Genomic DNA, 19196 nt, shown 5'->3' with positions numbered 1-19196 from the left:
GGAGCAGACAAGCAATTCCACGGAGAGCTCCGTGTTTGCGTATATAGATAACATTGTGTACCTCCTCTCTCTCTCTCTTTTCAAGCAAAGAACCCCGTCCAAATGGACGGGGTTTTTTGTGTGGACAGGGAGAAGGGCAGTTTACAGAACATTTAAAATTCTGCCAAAGATCGTTCAACATTCTCCGCGGGAGGAGTGGTATCCTATAGATGCAGTCAGGGAATACCCAACCACCACTGCTCCAGACTGCGGGAGCAGACAAACAATTCCACGGAATCTTCCGTGTTTTGGATACAGATTCTTTTCATTTTCTCTCTCTTTTTCTCATGGAATGGGGAGGACGGCCGACCGGCCGTCCTCCCCATTCCATTTCTATCAGAAAAAAGTAAAAAAGGTATTGACAAAAAAAGATGTATGGTCTATAATAAACTACGCTGTTCGGACGATTAGCTCAGCTGGTAGAGCATCCGCTTGACGTGCGGGAGGTCACAGGTTCAAGTCCTGTATCGTCCACCAACATCCCCTGGAACGATTTGTTCCAGGGGTTTTTTGTTATCATCACACCGGAGAAGCGGGGAGGAAAGGGATATGAACGAGACATCCACAGGACGCGCCGTCCTCATTACCGGGGGGAGCCGCGGGATCGGGGCGGCCTGCGCCCGACGGTTTGCCGCCGCGGGGGACCGGGTGGCGATCAATTACCACCACGCCCAGGCGGCGGCCGAGGCGCTGGTGGAGGAGATCCGGGCCGCGGGGGGTACGGCCATCGCGGTACAGGCCGACGTGGGCGATTCCGAGCAGGTGGCACGCATGGTTGACAATGTGTTGGATAAATTTTGTCAACTTGACATTCTGGTATGCAATGCCGGGATTGCCCGCCAACAGCTGTTCACGGACATCAGCGATGGAGACTGGCGGACACTCTTCCGCACCAACGTGGACGGGACCTTCTACTGTTGCCGGGCGGTACTGCCCCATTTTATCCACCGGAAGGCGGGAAAAATCGTGACCATGTCCTCCATGTGGGGGCTTACGGGAGGTTCCTGTGAAGTGGCCTATTCAGCCACAAAAGCGGCCGTTATTGGCCTTACCAAGGCACTTTCCAAGGAAGTTGGACCCTCTGGAATCACTGTAAACTGCGTGGCTCCCGGGGTCATCGACACCGAGATGAACGCCAATCTCACACCGGAGGATCTGGAGGCTCTGCGGCAGGAGACCCCCCTGGAGAGCATCGGCCGGCCGGAGGATGTGGCCGAGAGCGTCTTTTTCCTCACATCGGAGGGAGCCCGCTTTATCACCGGCCAGATTCTCAGCCCCAACGGCGGTATTTTGATTTAAGGTTGTGCGATATGTCCATAGTGTAGAGACATTGTAGGCGGATGTATTGAGCAAAATGACAAGTTGACAATTTAGTGTGCTGAGCGTATAATGTCAACAACCTATAAGGAGGGTACATGATTATGAAACAGATGCGTGTTTTGTCTCTTGCTGCGACCGCTGCTCTGACGGTCTCGCTCCTGGCCGGCTGCGGCGGCTCTGAAACGGCGAATACTCCGGCTCCCGGCAGCTCGGATGCTCCTTCCGGCGGCTCTTCCGCTGCTACCATCAAGATCGGCGGCATCGGCCCTCTGACCGGCTCGGCTGCCGTGTACGGCGTGGCTACCCAGCAGGGTGCCCAGCTGGCGGTGGATGAGATCAATGCCAAGGGCGGCCTCCAGTTCGAGCTCAACTTCCAGGACGATGAGAACGACGCTGAGAAGGCCACCAACGCCTATAACGTGCTCCAGGACTGGGGCATGCAGGTCCTCTATGGATGCACCACCACCAACCCCTGTGTGGCTGTGGCCAGCTCCACCTATGCTGACCGCTACTTCCAGCTGACTCCTTCCGCCTCCTCCACCGACGTGACCAGCGGCAAGGATAACGCGTTCCAGATCTGCTTCACTGACCCCAACCAGGGCTCCACCGCTGCCGACTACATCGCTGAGCATCCGGAGCTGGGCAGCAAGATCGCCATCATCTACAACAACGGCGACGCCTACTCCACCGGTATTGCCACCGCTTTCCGTGCCGAGGCCGAGGCCAAGGGCCTGGAAGTGGTTTCTGAGACCACCTTCCCCTCGGATGACAACACCGACTTCTCCGTGCAGCTGGGCGATGCCCAGAGCAACGGGGCCGACCTGGTGTTCATGCCCATCTACTACACGCCCGCCTCTCTGATCCTGAACCAGGCCAAGAACATGGGCTATGCTCCCACCTTCTTCGGCTGCGACGGTATGGACGGTATCCTGGCTGTGGAGGGCTTTGACACCTCTCTGGCCGACGGCCTGGTCCTCATGACCGCCTTCAACCCCTGGGGCACCGACGATTTGAGCGCCAACTTCACCAAGTCCTACGAGGAGAAGTACGGTTCCACTCCCAACCAGTTTGCCGCCGACGGCTATGACTGCATCTACGCCATCGCCGCCGCCTGTGAGAAGGCCGGTGTCACTGCCGATATGAGCCACGAGGACGTGTGTGAGGCGCTCATCAGCACCTTTACCGCCTCTGACTTCAGCGTGGACGGCCTGACCGGCGCCGGCATGACCTGGGGTACCAACGGCGAAGTCTCCAAGGCTCCCGTTGTGGTCAAGGTCGAGGATGCCAAGTACGTCACCATGGAGTAATCCAGACCAGATCAGCAGCTTCCAAACGGAAGAATAAGTAAGGGAGGGCTGCCGGAGCGCCCGGCAGCCCTCCTCCCTTATCGGGGGGAAAGCGCCGTGGACACTGTCCCGGCGCCGCGGCATTTTCCCCTGGATAAGGAGACCTAAGATATTGAGGTGTGTGGTATGTTACTGGGGTTCCTCAACAACCTGATCAACGGCATCAGCCTGGGCAGTATCTACGCCATTATTGCCCTGGGCTACACCATGGTCTACGGCATCGCCAAGATGCTCAACTTTGCCCATGGTGACGTCATCATGGTGGGCGCGTATGTTTGCTTCTTTGCCACTGGCTCCTTTGGATTGCCGCCGGTGGTGGGGGTCCTGCTGGCAATGGTGGTATGTACGGTCCTGGGCGTGGTCATTGAGCGCCTGGCCTATAAACCGCTGCGCCAGGCGCCCTCTCTGGCGGTGCTCATCACCGCCATCGGCGTGAGCTACTTTTTACAGAATATGGCCCTCCAGCTCTGGGGCTCCGATCCGAAATCCTTCCGCTCCGTGGTGCCCACGGGCAGTGTCTCTCTCCTGGGCGGTCAGATCTCGGTGTCCTATGTGACGCTGGTCACCGTGCTGGCCTGCGTGATCATCATGATCGCCCTTACGGCTTTCACCGGCAACACCAAGCTGGGCAAGGCCATGCGGGCCTGCTCGGAGGATAAGGGGGCGGCCCAGCTCATGGGGATCGATGTGAATTTCACCATCTCCATGACCTTTGCCATCGGCTCCGCCCTGGCGGCCATTGCAGGCGTACTGCTCTGCTCCACCTATCCCACCCTGATGCCCACCACCGGCTCCATGCCCGGCATCAAGGCCTTTACCGCCGCCGTGTTCGGCGGGATCGGCTCCATCCCGGGCGCCCTGCTGGGCGGCATTCTGCTGGGGGTCATTGAGATCTTCGGTAAGGCCTATATCTCCACTCAGCTCTCCGACGCGGTGGTCTTTGCCGTGCTTATCGTGGTGCTTCTGGTCAAGCCCACCGGTCTGCTGGGCAAGAAGATCAGCGAGAAAGTTTGAGGTGGACGCCATGAAACAACTCTCTGCGCGCAAGAACAAAAGACTGCTGGACAATCTGATCACCTATGGTATCGTGGTGATCGCCTTCCTGGTGGTCCAGTTTATTCAGGCCGGCGGCGGCCTTTCCAGCTCCCTCAAGGGACAGCTGGTCCCCATCTGCTGCTATGTGGTCATGGCGGTTTCCCTGAACCTGGTGGTGGGCGTCTCGGGCGAACTGAGCCTGGGCCACGCCGGCTTTATGAGCGTGGGTGCCTTCTCCGGCGTAGTGGCCTCGGTGGCCCTTCAGGACCTCATCCCCCTGGGCCCCGCCCGCCTCTTTGTGTGCATGCTCATCGGCGCGGTGTTTGCGGGGATCGCCGGAATCATCGTGGGCGTGCCGGTGCTCCGTCTGCGGGGCGACTATCTGGCCATCGTGACCCTGGCCTTCGGCGAGATCATCAAAAATATCATCAACTGCCTCTACATCGGCGTGGACGGGAACGGCCTGCATTTCTCGGTCACCAGTGAGATGGCCCTCAACCTGGCCGAGGGAGGCACGGCGGTCATCAAGGGGCCCATGGGAGCCACCGGATACGCCAAACTTGCCACCTTCACTGCTGGCTTCCTGCTGGTCATCGTCTCCCTGGTGGTGGTGCTCAACCTGATTCACAGCCGGGCGGGCCGGGCCATTATGGCCCTGCGGGACAACCGCATCGCCGCCGAGAGCGTGGGCATCGGCGCCACCAAGTATAAGCTCATGGCCTTTGTCACCTCCGCGGTGCTGGCGGGTGCGGCCGGCGCTCTGTACGCCATGAATTACGGCTCCATCGCCGCCAAGAAATTTGACTTCAATACCTCCATCCTGGTGCTGGTCTTTGTGGTCCTGGGCGGTATGGGCAACATCCGCGGCTCCATCATTGCCGCCGCAGTGCTCACCGTGCTGCCCGAGATGCTCCGTGCGGTGGGCGAGTACCGGATGCTCATCTACGCGGTGGTCCTCATCCTGGTAATGATCGCCACCAACAACGCCACGATCCGCCAGTTCTTTGCTGAGAAGCTGCATGGAGCGCAGGAGGATGGTAAGATGAGCAGAAAGGGGGCGGCGAAATGAGCCGACTGGAAAAGCGACAGGCCACCAAGATGGTGCCTGTGCCCAGCCACTCCATCGTGCCGGAGCGGGACGTCGATAAGGCCCCCATCCTGGAGTGCAGCCATCTGGGCATCGATTTCGGCGGACTGACCGCCGTCAATGACTTCAATCTCACGGTGGGCCGGACCGAGATCGCCGGACTCATCGGCCCCAACGGTGCGGGCAAGACCACCGTCTTTAACCTGTTGACCAAGGTGTACCAGCCCACCCGTGGCACCATCCTCATCGATGGCAAGGACACCCATGGCATGAACACCGTCCAGGTCAACCGTGCGGGCATCGCCCGTACCTTCCAGAACATCCGCCTCTTCGACAAGCTGAGCGTGGAGGACAATGTAAAGATCGGCCTGCACAACCAGATCCGCTATCCCATGTGGAGCGGCGTGTTCCGTATGCCGGGCTACTGGAAGAAGGAGAAGCTGGCCCATGAGAGCGCCATGGAGCTCCTCCACCTCTTTGATATGGAGGGTCTGGCCAACCACCAGGCGGGCTCCCTGCCCTATGGCGCCCAGCGCCGGCTGGAGATTGTCCGGGCCCTGGCCACCAATCCCAGCCTGCTGCTCCTGGACGAGCCGGCGGCGGGCATGAACCCCTCTGAGACGGCCGACCTGATGGAGAATATCCTCAAGATCCGGGATACCTTCCAGATCGCCATCATGCTTATCGAGCACGATATGAACCTGGTCATGGGTATCTGCGAGGGCATCTGTGTGCTCAACTTCGGGCAGGTCATCGCCAAGGGTACCCCGGAGGAGATCCAGAACAATCCCAGGGTCATTGAGGCCTATCTGGGCAGCCAGAAGAAGGAGGGATGACGCCATGCTGAAGGTAGAGAACATCAATGTCTATTATGGCGCCATCCACGCCATCAAGAATGTGTCCTTTGAGGTCAACGACGGCGAGATCGTCACCCTCATCGGAGCCAACGGCGCAGGCAAGTCCACCACCCTTCAGACGGTGTCCGGCCTGCTCCACTCCCACACCGGCTCCATTGAGTTCATGGGGAAGAGCCTGGCGGGCATTCCGCCCCACAAGGTGGTCTCTCTGGGTCTGGCCCATGTGCCGGAGGGACGCCGGGTATTCCTCCAGATGAGCGTGGAGGAGAATCTGGAGATGGGTGCCTATACCCGTCCCAACAGCGAGATTGCCGACGGGATCGCCGATATCTACCAGCGCTTCCCCCGGCTGAAGGAGCGGCGCAAGCAGGTGGCGGGGACCCTCTCCGGCGGCGAGCAGCAGATGCTGGCCATGGGCCGGGCCATGATGTCCAAGCCCAAGCTCCTCATGCTGGATGAGCCCTCCATGGGCCTGGCCCCCATCCTGGTGGAGCAGATCTTTGACATCATCCAGGAGCTCAACCGGGCGGGCACCACCATCCTGCTGGTGGAGCAGAATGCGCAGATGGCCCTCTCCATCGCCCACCGCGGCTATGTGCTGGAGACCGGAAAGGTAGTCGCCACCGGTACCGGTGAGCAGCTGCTGGAGGATGAGGCGGTCAAGAAGGCGTACCTGGGCGGCTAAAGACAGCGTACTCTTCTTTTATAAAGAAAAACGTGCGGCGAATTGTCTTCTTGACAATTCGCCGCATATTTTCATGGCTCTTTCGGCCAAGTGGGAATGACACATGGGATATGGACGATATCCTAGGGCTAACCAACCAAAAAGAACCCGATCCACCGGCATAAACGGGTGGAGATTTCCACTTTCCCGGCGGAAGAGATTGTGCTATGCTAAAAAACAGAGAGAAGCCAGTCTGGAAGGACGGATGTTCCATGCCCAATTATTTTGCACACCTGCTTTTTGGAGCGAAAATGCTCAAACAGCTGCCGGAAGAGGCTGCCGCGCCCATTCGGGCACAGCGGGAGGCCTTTAATCTGGGGTGCCTGGGACCCGACCCGCTGTTTTTTTACCGACCTGTGCTGCCCAACGCAGCCCGCCGGGAGGGCCTGGAGATGCACCACGAGAGCGCGGCCCCGGTGTTTGCCCGCCTGGCCCGGGCACTGGGGAGCGGCATACCCGAGGCGGAGGGATATGCCGCCGGGTTCCTGTGTCATTTCGCGCTGGATGCCGCCTGTCACCCCTATGTGAATGCCCGGGCGGCGGAGGGGACGGTGGCTCACCTGGCAGTGGAGGCCGAGTTGGACCGCAGTCTGATGGAGAACCGGGGACTGCCTGCCCGGGGACAGGTCTATCTTCCCCCCATTCGGGAGGAGGCGGTATTTGCCGCGGCGGAGCGGGCCTATCTGTGGGCGGGAGCCGCCGAGGTGCGCCGAGGCTATGCCGCCATGCGGCGGGACAGCCTTATCTTTGCCCGGGGACATGGGACCCGTCTGGGAGTGACGGCCAACCGGATGGTGGCGCTCCTCCCGGCCTGCCGGAGTCTGGAGGGGGTGATTCTCCCGTCCTCCTATCTGCCGGAGCGGGAGACCTTCTGCCGCGCACTGATCGATATTTTGCAGGGCGAGAGTGAAACCGCCGCGGAGAAATGGCTGGAATTCCGGCGGTATGTCCGGAATGGGGGGCGGCTCTCCCCCTGGTTCCACCGGGATTTTAACGGTAATTTCAAAGGGGAGGAGCAATCCCCGTCCTAACACGCGGACAACGCCGCAGCACCCTTAAAAGTGCTGCGGCGTTGTTTTTTCGATTCAGGTGGGAAGGGAAAGGGGAGGGGGTGAGACCGGTCGGCCGGCGGGAACGGGCTCATCCTCCTGGAATTCCGTCATGGTATTCCAGTAACGCTTGGGCATATGGCTCATACGGCAGCGGGGATTTTCCCGTCCCTCAATGGAGATCGTCGTATAGAACCGCCGCCAGAGGGCCCGGTAGCCCCGCTCTTCCTCTTTGGCCTCCCCCAGGGTGAACTGCTCCAGGGGCAGGATGGCCCAGCTGCCCTTCTGGTGAAAGAGGGCCTCCCGGTGGGTACGGTCGTAGATGAGGAAATCCTCGTCCGGATACCGGGCGCAGAAGTGGGGGCGCAGAAGGGGGAGCACCCGGTTTTTGGGCTCGATCTCCCCGGCCAGGACGCCGTCCAGATCGGAGAAGCGGAGGAAGCCCTTGAACAGGTGCACCTCGTTGCGCAGATGGCGCACCGCCTTTTCCAGCGCGGCCACCCGGGGATCGCTCAAATCGTACCCGGCGGCCCGTCCCCGGGCATAGCCGTACCAGATGTAGTTCCACAGCAGCAGCTCCCGTTCCTCCGTGCAGGTGAGAAAGCCCAGGGTGACCAGCTCCCGGGCGGAGGGAGAGATTTTCCGGGCCAGGGAGAGATAGACCTGTCGGGCCTTGGCCGGATCGCTCTTCACCGGCCGTTCGGGATAGAGGGAGATCCGGGGGTCCTCCGGTGTGGAGAAGGCGGCGGGGGCCTCCTTGTGGCGGTAGCTCTCATAGACACAGGTCAGGAAGCCGGAAAAGCTGCCGTCATAGGTATAGGATACCTGAGTCCAGGACATGACATACACCTCCAGAGATCACGTGACAGGGTCGAAGAGGGAGAGCTGCTCCGGCATGGTCTGGAGCAGCATCGGGCGCTCCTGGGCGGCCAGATGGCCCAGGATCCGGTCGGGCCGCACCCGCAGTCCGTCCAGCATCTTTCCCCCGCAGGTGAGGAAATACTGGGCCCGCTTCAGCACTACGCCCAGCCGCTTCAGGCCTTCAAAGGAGAGGGGGCCTGCCCGCCGGGCGGTCAGGATCCGCCGGGCGCTCTTCACGCCCACTCCGGGCACCCGGAGGAGGGCCTCATAGTCGGCGGTGCGGACCTCCACCGGAAAAAAGTCCATGTGCCGCAGGGCCCAGGTACACTTGGGGTCCACTCTGGGGTCCAGATTAGGATGAGACTCGTCCAGCAGCTCCTCCGCCCGGAAGTGATAGAAGCGCAGCAGCCAGTCGGCCTGGTAGAGCCGGTGTTCCCGCAGCAGGGGCGGGCGAAAGCTCTGGGGAGCGGGGAGAAGGCGGCTGTTGGACACAGGCATATAGGCCGAGTAAAAGACCCGCTTGAGCTGATAGCGGTCGTACAGCCCCTGAGTGAGGGAGAGGATGTGCCGGTCGCTCTCCGGGGTGGCGCCGATGATCATCTGAGTGGACTGGCCGGCCGGGGCAAACCGGGGCGCACCCCGGTACTGCGTCAGCTCCTGGCGGGAGTGGGCGATGGAATCCCGGATCTGGGCCATGGGGGAGAGGATGGCCGTCTTGGCCTTGTCCGGGGCCAAAAGGGCCAGACTCTGCTCAGAGGGAAGCTCAATGTTCACACTGAGCCGGTCGGAGAGCAGGCCCAGCCGGTGGGTGAGCAGAGGGTCGGCCCCCGGAATGGCCTTTGCATGGATATATCCGCCAAAGCCGTACTCCCGCCGCAGCAGGGTAAGGGTCTCGATCATGCGCTCGGTGGTATAGTCCGCATCCCGGAGCACGGCCGAGGAGAGAAAGAGCCCCTCAATGTAGTTGCGCCGGTAAAAGCCTATGGTGAGCTCGCACAGCTCCCGGGGCGTAAAGGAGGCCCGGGGCACGTCGTTGGAGCGGCGGTTCACGCAGTATTGACAGTCGTAGGCGCAGACATTGGTCAGGAGCACCTTGAGCAGGGAGATACACCGTCCGTCCGCCGAAAAAGAGTGACAGCAGCCCGACGCCATGGTACTGCCCAGCTTCCCGGGGCGGCCGCCCCGGCTCAGCCCGCTGGAGGTGCAGGCGGCGTCATATTTGGCCGCATCGGCCAGGATGGTCAGTTTGTCCATAAGCTCCACAGGAATCCCTCCAAAATAGAACTGATGTACGAACATATTAGCATCGAACAGATGTTTTGTCAATGGAAAAACATGGTGTGCATGGGGGTATAAGGGGTGGAGGCAAGGGGGATACTGGAGGCAGCCTAAAACAAGGAGTGATTACCATGGAATGGACAGACAGTGAGACCAGGCATCATCTGATGCAGGCCTTTTTTATGGAGAGTCAGGCCCACAGCCGCTATGCCTTTGCCGCCCTTCAGGCCGAGCAGGGAGGTCTGGAGGTGGTACGGCGGAGCTTTGCCGCTGCAGCCGCCCAGGAGGAGGTCCATGCCAGGGCCTTTTACCGTCTCCTGGCCCCCTGTGCCGGGCAGATCCTGCCGCTGGAGGGCTGCTGTGCTGTAAGTGGAGGCGGGGGGATTTCGGCTATGCTCCGGGAGGCGGGGCAGAGTGAGCGGGAGGAATTTCAGCGCCCCTATACCCGGTGGGCCGAGGCGGCCCGGAGGGAGGGCTGTCCGGAGGCGGGGGCCCTCTTTGCCGCCGTGGCGGGGGCGGAGGGCCTCCACGGGGAGACCTTTGACCGTCTGGCCCAGGCGCTGGAGGACGGATGCCTCTTTGTGGCAGAGGAACCGGTAGAGTGGGTCTGTCTGGAGTGCGGCCATGTCCTGTGGAGCCGGGGGGCCCCGGCCCGATGTCCCGTGTGTTCCCGGCCCCAGGGATATTTCTGCCGCCGGGAGCACGGACCGTCCGCTGTGGATGGACAACATATCTAAAAAACCGATACAGAACAGGAGTGTTATGCGTTAAAGTGACAAAGGAACGGGACACTTTCCCAAAAACATACCAATAAATACCGAATTATGGAGAAATGGGGGCAAAAAAGAGAAAAAGAGGGGCTTGACAGAGACAATTTCGGGGTGTAAAATACAGCCCAAGAACCAATTGTCGCGGGGTAACCCCGCTGCAAGGATAGAGGCGCGAAACAGCAAGAGTATCCGGTATCCACGGGCAGAGCACCCCGCCGGAGAAAGGGCGTTTCGCCGAAGGGCCGGACCTTTGCCTGGGGGCCGGTAACCTGGGCCGTAGGGAGAAGATCTCACGGACTGCCACATCATCTGTGTGGAGCGCTATCGTTGAGACAAGAGGGCATCATAAGTTTCGCCGTCTGATGCATTTTGTCGCCATGAACGCTTCCACCAGGAAGGTTCGTGGCGTTTTTTCTTATCCGGAAAAGACGCAAAACAAACTGACTGGAGGAACCAAACATGAGAAAGACTGTCACTGCCCTGTCCCTGAGCGCCGCGCTGGCGCTGACCCTGACCGCCTGCGGCGGCACCCCCACCCAGTCCTCTGCACCCCAGGCCTCTGCTCCGGTGAGCGCTGCTGCCGGTTCCGGTGTGGAGGACGGTGTCCTCACCGTGGGTATGGAGTGCGCCTACGCTCCCTATAACTGGACCCAGATGGACGACTCCAACGGCGCCGTGCCCATCAAGAACGTCCCCGGCAGCTATGCCAACGGCTATGACGTGATGATCGCCCAGAAGATCTGCGAGGAGAACGGCTGGGAGCTGGAAGTGGTCTCCACTGCCTGGGACTCCCTGACCCCCTCCCTCCAGAGCGGCACCATTGACGTGGCCATCGCCGGTCAGTCCATGACCGCCGACCGGATGGCCCAGGTGGATATGGCCGGTCCCTACTACTATGCGCAGATCGTGTGCCTGACCACCAAGGACAGCACCTACGCCTCCGCCCAGGGCATTGCCGATCTGGCCGGCGGCAAGGGCACTGCTCAGACCGGCACCATTTGGTATGACACCTGCCTGCCCCAGATCCCCGACGCCCAGATCCAGCCCGCCGCGGAGACCGCTCCCGCCATGGTGATGCAGCTCCAGACCGGCACCGTGGACTTTGTGGTCACCGACCTGCCCACCGCCAACGGCGCCGTGGCCAAGGACGAGAACCTGGTGGTCCTTAACTTCGCCGGCACCGAGGGCGACTTCCAGTTCGCCAGCGAGGAGGAGCGGGCCGAGAACGTGAACATCGGCATGTCCGTGGCCAAGGGCAACACCGAGCTGCTGGACGCGATGAACAGCGTGCTCTCCACCATGACCGAGGATGACTTCAACACCATCATGGACCAGGCCATCGCCGTGCAGCCTGAGGTTTAATATATGGAACGTTTTATGCAGCTGGGCCAGGATGTGGCCCTTTTGCTGGGGGCCTATTGGAAACAGTACCTGAGCGGCCTGGGCAACACCCTCGCCCTGGCCATCATCGCCACGGTGATCGGCTGTGTCATCGGTCTGGCCTGCGGCATTCTCAATACGATTCCGTGCAGTCCCCATGATCCCATGCCCAAGCGGGTGCTGCTGCGGCTGGTGCGCATCCTGGTGCGGGTATATGTGGAGGTATTCCGCGGCACGCCCATGGTGCTCCAGTCGGTGTTCATCTACTATGGCCTGCCCTATTTCTCCAATAACACCATGCGCTTTGACAACATCTGGAGCGCGGCCATCCTGATCGTGTCCATCAACACGGGCGCCTATATGGCCGAGTCGGTGCGGGGCGGTATCCTCTCCATCGACCCGGGCCAGACCGAGGGCGCCAAGGCCATCGGCATGACCCATGTGCAGACCATGCTTCACGTGATCCTGCCCCAGGCCTTCCGCAATATCCTGCCCCAGATCGGCAACAACTTCATCATCAACATCAAGGACACCTCCGTGATGTTCATCATCGGATTTACCGAGCTCTTTGCCGCCCACCGGTATATTACCGGCGTGAATCTGATGTACTTCCCCTCCGCTGCCATTGAGATGATCGCCTATCTCACCATGACCCTGATTGCCTCCGCCCTGCTGCGGCTGTTGGAGAAGGTCCTGGACGGCTCGGACAACTATGAGCTGGTGCAGACCGACTCCCTCACCATGACGGCAGGCACCTACAATCATCCCGCCAAGGGCAGCCCCTTTGACGAGCGGAGCAAGGAGCAGCGGGAGCGCGTTGAGCAGGAGCTCAAGTTTGGACGGAACAGGGGGGATCGCTGATATGAGTATGGAAGCCATTCTGGAGGTCAAGCACCTCTCCAAGGCCTTTGGAAAGCATCAGGTGCTCCGGGACATCGACTTTACGGTCCGCCCCGGTGACGTGACCAGCATCATCGGCGCCTCCGGCTCGGGTAAGTCCACCCTGCTGCGGTGCATCAATCTGCTGGAGACCCCCAGCGCCGGAGAGATCCTCTTCCACGGAAAGGATATTACCGGACGGGGCGTGAACGCCCCCGCCTACCGGACCAAGGTGGGCATGGTGTTCCAGTCCTTTAACCTTTTCAACAATATGACCGTGCTGGAGAACTGCATGGTGGGCCAGACCAAGGTGCTCAAGAAGAGCCGGGAAGAGGCCAAGGCCAACGCCATGAAGTACCTCAAGAAGGTGGGCATGGATCCCTATGTCCATGCCAAGCCCCGCCAGATTTCCGGCGGCCAGAAGCAGCGTGTGGCCATTGCCCGTGCCCTGGCCATGGAGCCCGAGGTCCTGCTCTTTGACGAGCCCACCTCCGCCCTGGACCCGGAGATGGTGGGCGAGGTGCTCTCGGTCATGCGGGACCTGGCGGATGAGGGTATGACCATGCTGGTGGTCACCCACGAGATGGCCTTTGCCCGGGACGTGAGCAACCATGTGGTGTTCATGGCTGACGGCGTCATCTGCGAGGAGGGAGAGCCTCAGGAGCTCTTTGCCCATCCCAAGCAGGATCGCACCCGGGAATTTCTCTCCCGCTTTATGGCAAAATAAAGAGAAGAATGAGAAGAGACCGTTACAGATTTCTGTAACGGTCTCTCTTTTTTTATGGGATTTTTTCGGATTTAAGTGCACTTTACGGAGCCATATATTCGACGAAGCGCATGAGCATCATGGCCACCTGTGCACGCGTGGCCTTGCCCTGAGGGGCCAGTGTGCTGGAATCCGTACCGGAGATCAGGCCGGCATCGACCGCCCAAGACATGGCGTCGGATGCCCAGACGCTGACATCCTCGCAATCACGGAAGCCGGAGAGGGCGCCCTGGGGGGCAGGGCTGCCTGCATACCGCCAGAGCATTGCGGCCAGCTGCTCCCGGGTGAGGACTGCATCCAGATGGGAGCCATCGGAGATGCCATTTGCAGTGGCCCACTGGGCGCCGGCTTCATACCAGGTCGCTCCGGCGGAGGTATCGATACCCTCCAGACGGGCCAGAACGGTGACGATCATGGCCCGATCCATGGGGGCGTCAGGGGAGAAGGTCTCCTTACCGGTGCCGGAGAAGAGCTCCCGGCTGGAGGCAAAGGCGACTGCGTCAGCCCCCCAATAAGAGGTGTCTACGTCGAGAAAATGCTTGCTGTTCTCTACGATTTTGACGGTATCCCCATTGGTGAGGGCCACAGCTACGCCGGTCTCAGTGGTCAGGCTGCGCTTAATGATTTCCTCCGTACCGTCGGATTTTACCAGCACAGCAACGGTACCGGCCGTGACATTGGATACCGGGATTTCCACCGGGACAGCGCCATTGCCGGGCAGCTTTACGGTAACGGCAGGGGCCTGCTCCCGGTCGGAGGTCGCGGACAGGGCGGGCATGGGGAGCGGTACAGCTTCATTCCGGGCCTCCACGGCCTTGGCAGAGAGTGTCACTTCGCTCTTTACCATACCATCCGCATGGACGGATGTAGCGGAGGAGGAACCGTCCGCATGTTTTACGGTGGTGGAGCTGGAGCCATCCGGCTGGACAATGACCTGAGTCTTGGTCCCGGCAGCGTCGGTGGTTGTGGTGGTGACCTTGCCGTCCTTGGTGGTCTCGACCACTTCCTTAGAGCCGTCCGGCTTCTTGGTGGTTTCCGTGACAGTACCGTCGGGGCTGGTCACAGTGGTTGTGGTGGAACCGTCTGGGTTTGTTGTGATCTGAGTTTTGTCGCCGGAGCCACTGGAGGACCCGCCGCCGGAGGGGGGCGTGACCAGCTCACCACGGACCTCCGGATAGAGGAACTGGTCGGCAGAGATCAAGAAGTGATCGATCTGCGCAAGATCTTCCTGTTTTACGGTAAAGCAGTAGGAGCCATCCTCCTGCTTCTTGCCGGAAGCAAGTATATTTTCAAACTCATCCCGAAGGTCCACAAAGGAGATGGTCTCTCCGGGAATGGAGAGGCGCACCGGACGGGAAGTGATGCTTTCGTTTTCTGCGGTACCGGAGTCAAACTGGATGACATCATCCACCTGGAAGGCCGAAGCATCGCCGGCAAACAGGTGGAAGGAAAGGGTGTCCCGCTGAATGGTCTCGGGCGCGTCACTGCCGGTACGAAGATACTCGACCACGGGGGTAATATACTGTGCACCGGAGAAAGGGGCTTCCTGGGTCAAAGCCACCTGGAAGGAGATGGTGTTGCCATCAACGGTGATGTTCTGTGCCTCTAGACCCTCGACGGGAGCATCATAGGCCTTTCCGGCGACAAAGAACTGGATGGAGGAGACTTCGGAGAGTTCCACCGGGTCACCGGAAGTGGCGTTCAGGCGGATGGTCAGGGGCGTGGAGGCCTCTGCACCGGCAGCGGTATCAATGATGGAGAAGGAGGAATTGCCCTCCCAGGACAGTTCAGCCTGGTAGAGCGGATCCTGCCGCAGCTCCACCGGCAGATAGAGGGTGTAGACAAAGGGAAGTGTTTCGGTAAAAGTCTCAAAGTCCATGGCAGTCACCGCATAGGTGAGACAAAGATCTCCCTGCTCCCGCAGAGCGCTGCCATAGGTGCGGTTTTCAAAGGTAAAGGTTGCCTGGTCAGGAATCGGATACCCGTCGTCATCGGTCTGAAAATCGACACTCACACCCTCCACCGCCTGGTCCATCTCGGCCTCTATGGCGGGGGAGATGCTCCAATCGGAGGGCTCCCGGTAGAGTGCGTCGATGCCGGTGACAGCAGGCACCGTGAGGGTTACATCACCGCCTGAAGGCTGAGCCTGGACCACTGCCGGCTCCCAGTCGGGAAGGGACTGGTTGTTGGCCTCAATGCGGCAGGCATCCCCTGCCATGATTCCGTCCAGATAGGAGGAGATGGCGGTGAGATCGGTGATGTGATTGGCGTTGAGCTTGATATAGTTTAGGTTTTGCAGCCCGGCAAGGGCGGCCATATCCTCGTTCACCAGATCATTGCTCTCGATGCTGATATACTCCAGGGCAGTCATACCGGCCAGAGCATCAATGGGAAGGTGAGCCGCGCCTCGGTTGGCGTAGTGGAGATCAAACCAGTTTATCTGATCCAGCGTGGAGAGGGGCGTAATGTCGTAGATGAGGTTGTTGTACAGATTCAGATGCTCCAGACCCGTGAGTCCGCTGAGGGGCGCAAGATCGGTGATGTTATTTCGGTCCAGCTCCAGATAGGTCAGGTTCTCCAGCCCGGCCAGGGGGGACAGATCGGTAATGGAGTTTTCACTCAGATCCAGGCTCTTCAGGTTGACGGCGTATTGCATTCCCTCCAGGCTGTGGATACCGTGACTGGGGTTGAGAGAGACAGGGTCTTGTTCCAGGTAATCCAAATTGTCGGAGCAGAGGCCCTTCAGGTCAAAGAGTGCATCGTCTTCTGCGGCGTCGATTTCAGCGGCGTCGCTGCCCACCAATTGTTTCATATCTTCCGCAGAAATGGGGGCGTCGTCCGCGCGGGGCGCCTCCTCGGTACTCAGGGTCTGGTTGATGACGGCCCGAAGCACAGGGTCCGGTACCACATCACTGAGCGCATCTGCTTCCGCGGCGGCGGCCGGTGCGGCTAGTCCCAAAATCAGAGCCGTACAAGTAACAATAGGAACGATTTTTTTATAAGATGTATCCACAGTCCTGCCTCCATTTCGTAGATTGGTTCTGGAAACCTATTATAAGCGTTTGGAAGTATGACGGTCAATTAAGGAACAGCTTGTTTTATAAATACAATAATTCACGTTTTTGCTATTACTATTTTGAATAAAGTGACCTCTGGAGCTATGAGTAGAAAGCGCTGGATCGGTAAAATAGACTATAAAAAAGCACCCCCTGTGTAGGTAAAAACTACATCAGGGGGTGCTTGTATTTTGCAGGACTGCAATTCACCGGAAGGGGCGATTTGAGGGTCAAAAGGAGGCGGAATCCAGCGCCCGGTCATAGGCCTCTTTGACCTCCGGATGGAAGCATACAAAACAGACCTCTTCCAGAGAGGAGGGGTGTTCTTCCAGAAAAGCGTGCACGGTTTTCACCGCGATGGCGGCCGCCCGCTCCAGCGGGAAGCGGTAGACGCCGGTGGAGATGGAGGGGAAGGCCACCGTACGGCAGCCATGGGCAACCGCCAGGGCCAGGGAATTGCGATAGCTGGCCGCCAGCAGGGCATCCTCTCCGTTGGTTCCACCCTTCCAGATGGGACCGGGGGTGTGGATGACATAGGAGGCCGGGAGGCGGTATCCACGGGTGATCTTGGCCTCACCGGTCTCACAGCCGCCCAGTGTACGGCATTCCGCCAGGAGCTCCGGGCCGGCAGCGGCATGGATGGCTCCGTCAACGCCGCCGCCCCCCAGAAGGGTGCGGTTGGCGGCGTTGACAATGGCGTCTGCCTTTACCTTTGTGATGTCGCCCAGGCGGGTGGTGATACGTGCCACCGAAATCACTCCTCTCCGTCCGATTCCTCGGAGGCGTCCGACTGGGGAGCCGGAACTTCGGCCGATTTGCGGGGCTTTGCTCCGGTCACCTCGGGCAGCAGGTCGGGACCTGCGTCCACGCCGCTGGAGGAGCTGTCCGCGGGGGGAGGCAGGGGATCCTCTCCGGTAAAGACCATCTCAAAGGTCTTGGCGTCCATGTTCTCATACTCCAGCAGATACTGGGCGGTGCGGTCCAGCTCGCTGCGATGGGCCGACAGGATCTCCTCACAGCGGGCATAGGCCGCGTCGATGAGGGCCTTGACCTCCGAATCGATGAGGGCGGCCACTTCCTCCGAGTAGTTCTTGGTCTGGGCCATGGAGCGGCCAATAAAGACCTCGTCGTGGCCCGAGTCAAAGACCACGTTGCCCAGCTTCTCACTCATGCCGTAACGGGTGACCATGTTGCGGGCAATGGCGGTGGCCTTCTGAAGGTCGTTGCCGGCGCCGGTGGAAATGTCACCCAGGGCCAGCTGCTCGGCGCAGCGTCCGCCCAGGCACACGGCGATCCGCTCAGCCAGGGCCTGCCGGGAGAGGAAGGACACATCCTCCTGGGGCAGGGAGATGGTCATGCCGCCGGCCATGCCACGTGGGATAATGGTGATCTGGTGGACGGGGTCCTGGGTCTCCAGCTCGTGGATGACGATGGCGTGACCGGCCTCGTGATAGGCGGTGAGGTTGCGCTCCCGCTCAATGACCACGCGGCTCTTCTTCTCCGGACCGGCCACCACCTTGATGACAGCCTCCCGCAGGTCCCGCATGGCGATGAACCGCTCATGCCGCCGGGCGGCCAGAAGAGCGGCCTCGTTCATCAGGTTCTCCAGGTCTGCACCGGTAAAGCCGCCGGTGCCCTTGGCCAGCTCACTCAGATCCACATCCTCGGCCAGAGGCTTGTTGCGGGCGTGGACCTTGAGGATTTCCTCCCGGCCCTTGGCGTCGGGCGGGCCCACATAGATCTGCCGGTCAAAGCGGCCGGGACGCAGAAGGGCGGGGTCCAGGATGTCCTGGCGGTTGGTGGCGGCCAGGACCACCACGCCCTCGTTGGAGCCGAAGCCGTCCATCTCCACCAGAAGCTGGTTGAGGGTCTGCTCCCGCTCATCGTGTCCGCCGCCCAGACCCGCGCCGCGCTGGCGGCCCACCGCGTCGATCTCGTCGATAAAGACGATGGCGGGGGCGTTCTTTTTGGCCTGGTCAAAGAGGTCACGGACCCGGCTGGCGCCCACGCCCACATAGAGCTCCACAAAGTCAGAGCCCGAGATGGACAGGAAGTGGACCCCGGCCTCACCGGCCACGGCCTTGGCCAGCAGGGTCTTACCGGTGCCCGGAGGGCCCACCAGCAGCACGCCCTTGGGGATACGGGCACCCAGGCTCAAAAAGCGCTTGGGGTCCCGCAGGAACTCCACGATCTCCTGGAGCTCTCCCTTTTCCTCCTTGGCACCGGCTACATCGGAAAAGGTGACGGGCTTGGTCTGGTCGTCGTTGGTACGGGTGCGGGCCCGGCCAAAGCGGGCGGTGCGGTCGGCCCCGCCGCCCCCGCCGGCGCTGTTCTGGCGGAGGAACATCACATACCAGAGGATACCGAACACCGCAAAGATGGCCACCCAGGAGAATACGTCAAACCACCAGGGCTTCTGGAAGGCGCCGGTATAGTTGTAGGTCAGCAGTCCGGCCTCGTGCTGGCTGATCAGCATATCGTTAAATTCCTCATAGAAGGTGTCAAAGCTGGGCAGGTTGTGGGTGATCACACTGCGGCCATACTCGGATGGATCCTTCAGCGTCAGGATGAGCTTATTGCCCTGCACGTCCACCGACGAGACCTTCTGCTGGACCAGCAGCTGCCGGATGTCGCCATAGGTCAGCTCGGGCTGGCTGTTCACGCCCTGAAGGGTGAAGATGCTCATCAGCAGGATGGCGACCACCAGCAGGGAAAAGCCAATGTCGCGCAGACTTCCTCTCTTATTCAA

General features: G+C 60.5%; 16 protein-coding genes, 1 tRNA gene and 1 riboswitch. Of the genes, 12 read left to right on the top strand and 5 right to left on the bottom strand.

Annotated features, from left to right (window positions below; genetic code table 11):
- The first annotated feature begins 440 nt into the window (after window positions 1-440).
- The 8 genes from H8S34_RS11230 to H8S34_RS11195 all read left to right on the top strand — a co-directional run bounded on the left by H8S34_RS11230 (window position 441) and on the right by H8S34_RS11195 (window position 7439).
- A tRNA-Val gene (locus H8S34_RS11230) sits at window positions 441-516 on the top strand.
- Between the two features lie 72 nt (window positions 517-588).
- Complete coding sequence (ymfI, locus tag H8S34_RS11225; RefSeq protein WP_101690983.1) at window positions 589-1338, top strand: elongation factor P 5-aminopentanone reductase; 750 nt, start codon at window positions 589-591, stop codon at window positions 1336-1338.
- Window positions 1339-1460: 122 nt separating this feature from the next.
- Entirely contained in the window at window positions 1461-2666 is a 1206-nt protein-coding gene (locus tag H8S34_RS11220) for an ABC transporter substrate-binding protein (RefSeq protein WP_101690984.1), read from the top strand.
- Window positions 2667-2837: 171 nt separating this feature from the next.
- On the top strand, window positions 2838-3719 hold the full coding sequence (locus tag H8S34_RS11215; protein WP_101691091.1) for a branched-chain amino acid ABC transporter permease: 882 nt from the start codon (window positions 2838-2840) through the stop codon (window positions 3717-3719).
- Window positions 3720-3729: 10 nt separating this feature from the next.
- The gene (locus tag H8S34_RS11210; protein ID WP_101691092.1) at window positions 3730-4809 is read left to right on the top strand and encodes a branched-chain amino acid ABC transporter permease; all 1080 of its coding nucleotides are present in this window, start codon (window positions 3730-3732) and stop codon (window positions 4807-4809) included.
- 29 nt (window positions 4810-4838) lie between these two features.
- Entirely contained in the window at window positions 4839-5663 is an 825-nt protein-coding gene (locus tag H8S34_RS11205) for an ABC transporter ATP-binding protein (RefSeq protein ID WP_390453520.1), read from the top strand.
- A 4-nt stretch (window positions 5664-5667) separates the two neighbouring features.
- Complete coding sequence (locus tag H8S34_RS11200) at window positions 5668-6369, top strand: ABC transporter ATP-binding protein (RefSeq protein WP_101690986.1); 702 nt, start codon at window positions 5668-5670, stop codon at window positions 6367-6369.
- A gap of 206 nt (window positions 6370-6575) precedes the next feature.
- Complete coding sequence (locus H8S34_RS11195; protein WP_101690987.1) at window positions 6576-7439, top strand: zinc dependent phospholipase C family protein; 864 nt, start codon at window positions 6576-6578, stop codon at window positions 7437-7439.
- 54 nt (window positions 7440-7493) lie between these two features.
- On the opposite strand, the gene H8S34_RS11190 is transcribed toward H8S34_RS11195, so the two are convergent.
- On the bottom strand, window positions 7494-8297 hold the full coding sequence (locus tag H8S34_RS11190; protein ID WP_101690988.1) for a TIGR03915 family putative DNA repair protein: 804 nt from the start codon (window positions 8295-8297) through the stop codon (window positions 7494-7496).
- Between the two features lie 18 nt (window positions 8298-8315).
- A complete protein-coding gene (locus H8S34_RS11185; protein ID WP_186964015.1) occupies window positions 8316-9581 on the bottom strand; it encodes a putative DNA modification/repair radical SAM protein in 1266 nt (421 codons plus the stop codon).
- 146 nt (window positions 9582-9727) lie between these two features.
- On the opposite strand from H8S34_RS11185, the gene H8S34_RS11180 reads away from it, so the two are divergent.
- The 4 genes from H8S34_RS11180 to H8S34_RS11165 all read left to right on the top strand — a co-directional run bounded on the left by H8S34_RS11180 (window position 9728) and on the right by H8S34_RS11165 (window position 13352).
- Window positions 9728-10333 (top strand): rubrerythrin family protein, encoded by a 606-nt coding sequence (locus tag H8S34_RS11180; protein ID WP_186964014.1) that lies wholly within the window; start codon window positions 9728-9730, stop codon window positions 10331-10333.
- Between the two features lie 189 nt (window positions 10334-10522).
- A riboswitch (Lysine riboswitch) is annotated at window positions 10523-10698 on the top strand.
- 127 nt (window positions 10699-10825) lie between these two features.
- The gene (locus H8S34_RS11175) at window positions 10826-11728 is read left to right on the top strand and encodes a transporter substrate-binding domain-containing protein (RefSeq protein WP_186964013.1); all 903 of its coding nucleotides are present in this window, start codon (window positions 10826-10828) and stop codon (window positions 11726-11728) included.
- A gap of 3 nt (window positions 11729-11731) precedes the next feature.
- A complete protein-coding gene (locus tag H8S34_RS11170; RefSeq protein WP_101690992.1) occupies window positions 11732-12607 on the top strand; it encodes an amino acid ABC transporter permease in 876 nt (291 codons plus the stop codon).
- A 7-nt stretch (window positions 12608-12614) separates the two neighbouring features.
- Window positions 12615-13352, top strand: a complete 738-nt coding sequence (locus H8S34_RS11165; protein ID WP_180956683.1) for an amino acid ABC transporter ATP-binding protein — start codon at window positions 12615-12617, stop codon at window positions 13350-13352.
- Between the two features lie 82 nt (window positions 13353-13434).
- Here the strand turns inward: H8S34_RS11165 and H8S34_RS11160 are convergent, their stop codons facing one another.
- The 3 genes from H8S34_RS11160 to ftsH form a co-directional block, all read right to left on the bottom strand.
- Window positions 13435-16350, bottom strand: coding sequence for an S-layer homology domain-containing protein (locus tag H8S34_RS11160; protein WP_186964012.1), 2916 nt, complete (start codon window positions 16348-16350; stop codon window positions 13435-13437).
- A gap of 327 nt (window positions 16351-16677) precedes the next feature.
- On the bottom strand, window positions 16678-17196 hold the full coding sequence (locus tag H8S34_RS11155) for an O-acetyl-ADP-ribose deacetylase (RefSeq protein WP_101690995.1): 519 nt from the start codon (window positions 17194-17196) through the stop codon (window positions 16678-16680).
- A gap of 5 nt (window positions 17197-17201) precedes the next feature.
- Window positions 17202-19196 carry an ATP-dependent zinc metalloprotease FtsH gene (gene ftsH / locus H8S34_RS11150; protein WP_207724963.1) on the bottom strand — a complete coding sequence of 665 codons (1995 nt, stop codon included), beginning with the start codon at window positions 19194-19196 and terminating at the stop codon, window positions 17202-17204.

The organism is Pseudoflavonifractor hominis, from assembly GCF_014288125.1.
Lineage (GTDB): Bacteria > Bacillota > Clostridia > Oscillospirales > Oscillospiraceae > Pseudoflavonifractor_A > Pseudoflavonifractor_A gallinarum.
The sequence above is the reverse complement of the archived record's forward strand: the minus strand, read 5'-3'. Positions and strand labels throughout refer to the sequence as shown.